Source organism: Lactobacillus sp. B3795 (assembly GCF_026535805.1).
GTDB lineage: Bacteria > Bacillota > Bacilli > Lactobacillales > Lactobacillaceae > Apilactobacillus > Apilactobacillus kunkeei_C.
The window spans coordinates 1-3,196 of sequence record NZ_JAFNPE010000009.1 but is presented as its reverse complement, the minus strand read 5'-3'; the positions used below and the strand labels follow the sequence as shown (position 1 = coordinate 3,196).

The window sequence follows — 3,196 nt, the reverse complement described above, 5'->3', positions numbered from 1 at the left end:
TCCTACCCTTGCAGAGGGCGATCCCTCAACTACTATCGGCGTTTAGAAGCTTAACTTCTGTGTTCGGCATGGGAACAGGTGTATCCTTCTAGCTATCGCCACCACACTATTTATCTGAAAGAACTTCGTTCTCTCAAAACTAGATATTATTTATTTCTTCCGATTACTACCTTACTTGGTTAAGTCCTCGACCAATTAGTACTAGTCCGCTCCATACATCACTGCACTTCCACTTCTAGCCTATCTACCTAATCATCTCTTAGGGGTCTTACTTCCATAAAGGAATGGGAAATTTCATCTTGAGGTCGGTTTCACACTTAGATGCTTTCAGCGTTTATCTCATCCATACATAGCTACCCAGCGATGCCCCTGGCGGGACAACTGGTACACCAGCGGTATGTCCATCTCGGTCCTCTCGTACTAGAGACAGCTCCCCTCAAATTTCCTACGCCCGCGACGGATAGGGACCGAACTGTCTCACGACGTTCTGAACCCAGCTCGCGTACCGCTTTAATGGGCGAACAGCCCAACCCTTGGGACCAACTACAGCCCCAGGATGCGATGAGCCGACATCGAGGTGCCAAACCTCCCCGTCGATGTGAACTCTTGGGGGAGATAAGCCTGTTATCCCCAGGGTAGCTTTTATCCGTTGAGCGATGGCCCTTCCATACGGTACCACCGGATCACTAAGCCCGACTTTCGTCCCTGCTCGACCTGTCTGTCTCGCAGTCAAGCTCCCTTTTGCCTTTACACTCGAAGAATGATTTCCAACCATTCTGAGGGAACCTTTGGGCGCCTCCGTTACTGTTTAGGAGGCGACCGCCCCAGTCAAACTGCCAATCAGACACTGTCTCCCACCACGATAAGTGGTGCGGGTTAGAGTGTTAGCACAGCGAGGGTAGTATCCCAACAATGCCTCCACCGAAACTAGCGTCCCGGTTTCCACGGCTCCTACCTATCCTGTACAAGCTATGTCAACACCCAATATCAAATTACAGTAAAGCTCCATGGGGTCTTTCCGTCCTGTCGCGGGTAACCTGCTTCTTCACAGGTATCTCAATTTCACCGAGTCTCTCGTTGAGACAGTGCTCAGATCGTTACGCCTTTCGTGCGGGTCGGAACTTACCCGACAAGGAATTTCGCTACCTTAGGACCGTTATAGTTACGGCCGCCGTTTACTGGGGCTTCGTTTCTGGGCTTCGCCGAAGCTAACTCATCCACTTAACCTTCCAGCACCGGGCAGGCGTCAGCCCCTATACTTCATCTTACGATTTTGCAGAAACCTGTGTTTTTGATAAACAGTCGCCTGAGCCTTTTCACTGCGGCTGCACTTGCGTGCAGCACCCCTTCTCCCGAAGTTACGGGGTCATTTTGCCGAGTTCCTTAACGAGAGTTCACTCGCTCACCTTAGGATACTCTCCTTGACTACCTGTGTCGGTTTGCGGTACGGGTAGTTAATTACTCACTAGAAGCTTTTCTCGGTAGCGTGACATGGCCCACTTCTCTACTTTATTTCGATCCTCATCACAGCTTGTCAACACGGTAACAAGCATTTCACTCATTACCTGACTTACTGCTTGAACGCACATATCCAACAGTGCGCACAGGTTAGCCTTCTACGTCCCTCCATCGCTCAAACATAATTAACTAGTACAGGAATCTCAACCTGTTATCCATCGCCTACGCCTCTAGGCCTCGGCTTAGGTCCCGACTTACCCTGGGAGGACGAGCCTTCCCCAGGAAACCTTAGTCAATCGGTGGAATAGATTCTCACTATTCTTTCGCTACTCATACCGGCATTCTCACTTCTAAGCGCTCCAGCAGTCCTTACGGTCTACCTTCGTTGCCCTTAGAACGCTCTCCTATCACATGACTACGTCATGTCCACAATCTCGGTAATATGCTTAGCCCCGGTAAATTTTCGGCGCAGAATCACTCGACTAGTGAGCTATTACGCACTCTTTAAATGGTGGCTGCTTCTGAGCCAACATCCTAGTTGTCTATGCAACTCCACATCCTTTTCCACTCAGCATATATTTAGGGACCTTAATTGGTGGTCTGGGCTGTTCCCCTTTCGACGGTGGATCTTATCACTCATCGTCTGACTCCCGGACATATAAATCGATGGTATTCGGAGTTTATCTGAATTTAGTAACCCATGACGGGCCCCTCACCCAAACAGTGCTCTACCTCCATGATTCTAAGTCCGAGGCTAGCCCTAAAGCTATTTCGGAGAGAACCAGCTATCTCCAAGTTCGTTTGGAATTTCACCGCTACCCACATTTCATCCCAGCACTTTTCAACGTACACGGGTTCGGCCCTCCGGTGCGTTTTACCGCACTTTCAGCCTGAACATGGGTAGATCACCTGGTTTCGGGTCTATCCCAACATACTGTAACGCCCTATTCAGACTCGCTTTCGCTACGGCTCCGGACTTTTCGCCTTAACCTTGCATGTTAGCATAACTCGCCGGTTCATTCTACAAGAGGCACGCCATCACCCATTAACGGGCTCTGACTGCTTGTAGGCACATGGTTTCAGGAACTATTTCACTCCCCTTCCGGGGTGCTTTTCACCTTTCCCTCACGGTACTGGTTCACTATCGGTCACTAGGGAGTATTTAGCTTTGGGAGATGGTCCTCCCGGATTCCGACGACGTTTCACGTGTGTCGCCGTACTCAGGATCCTGAACTGAGGTTAATTGATTTCGCCTACGGGGCTATCACCCTGTATCGCTTAACTTCCCAGATAATTCGACTATCAATTAACTTGGTAACTCAAATGTTCAGTCCTACAACCCCAAAGAGCAAGCTCTTTGGTTTGAGCTGTTCCCCGTTCGCTCGCCGCTACTTAGGGAATCGAAATTTCTTTCTCTTCCTGTGGGTACTTAGATGTTTCAGTTCCCCACGTCTGCCCCCAAACTAGATATGTATTCTCTAGCTGGTGATAATCGATTAAGATTATCGAGTTTCCTCATTCGGAAATCTCCGGATCAAAGCTTACGTACAGCTCCCCGAAGCATATCGGTGTTAGTCCCGTCCTTCATCGGCTCCTAGTGCCAAGGCATCCACCATGCGCCCTTCATAACTTAACCTATTTCATCACTACGTGATGTTTGGTTAGTTGAGTATTTACGAATAAACTAATATTTTAAAACTCAAAATAACGCGGTGTTCTCGGTTGAAATTGTATTTTT

General features: G+C 48.9%; 2 rRNA genes. Both read right to left on the bottom strand.

The annotated features are described in order from the left end of the window. A 5S ribosomal RNA gene (gene rrf, locus J3U50_RS04520) occupies window positions 1-106 on the bottom strand; the annotation flags it as partial. Between the two features lie 69 nt (window positions 107-175). Further along, window positions 176-3,094: ribosomal RNA gene (locus J3U50_RS04515) — 23S ribosomal RNA — on the bottom strand. Window positions 3,095-3,196 lie beyond the last annotated feature (102 nt).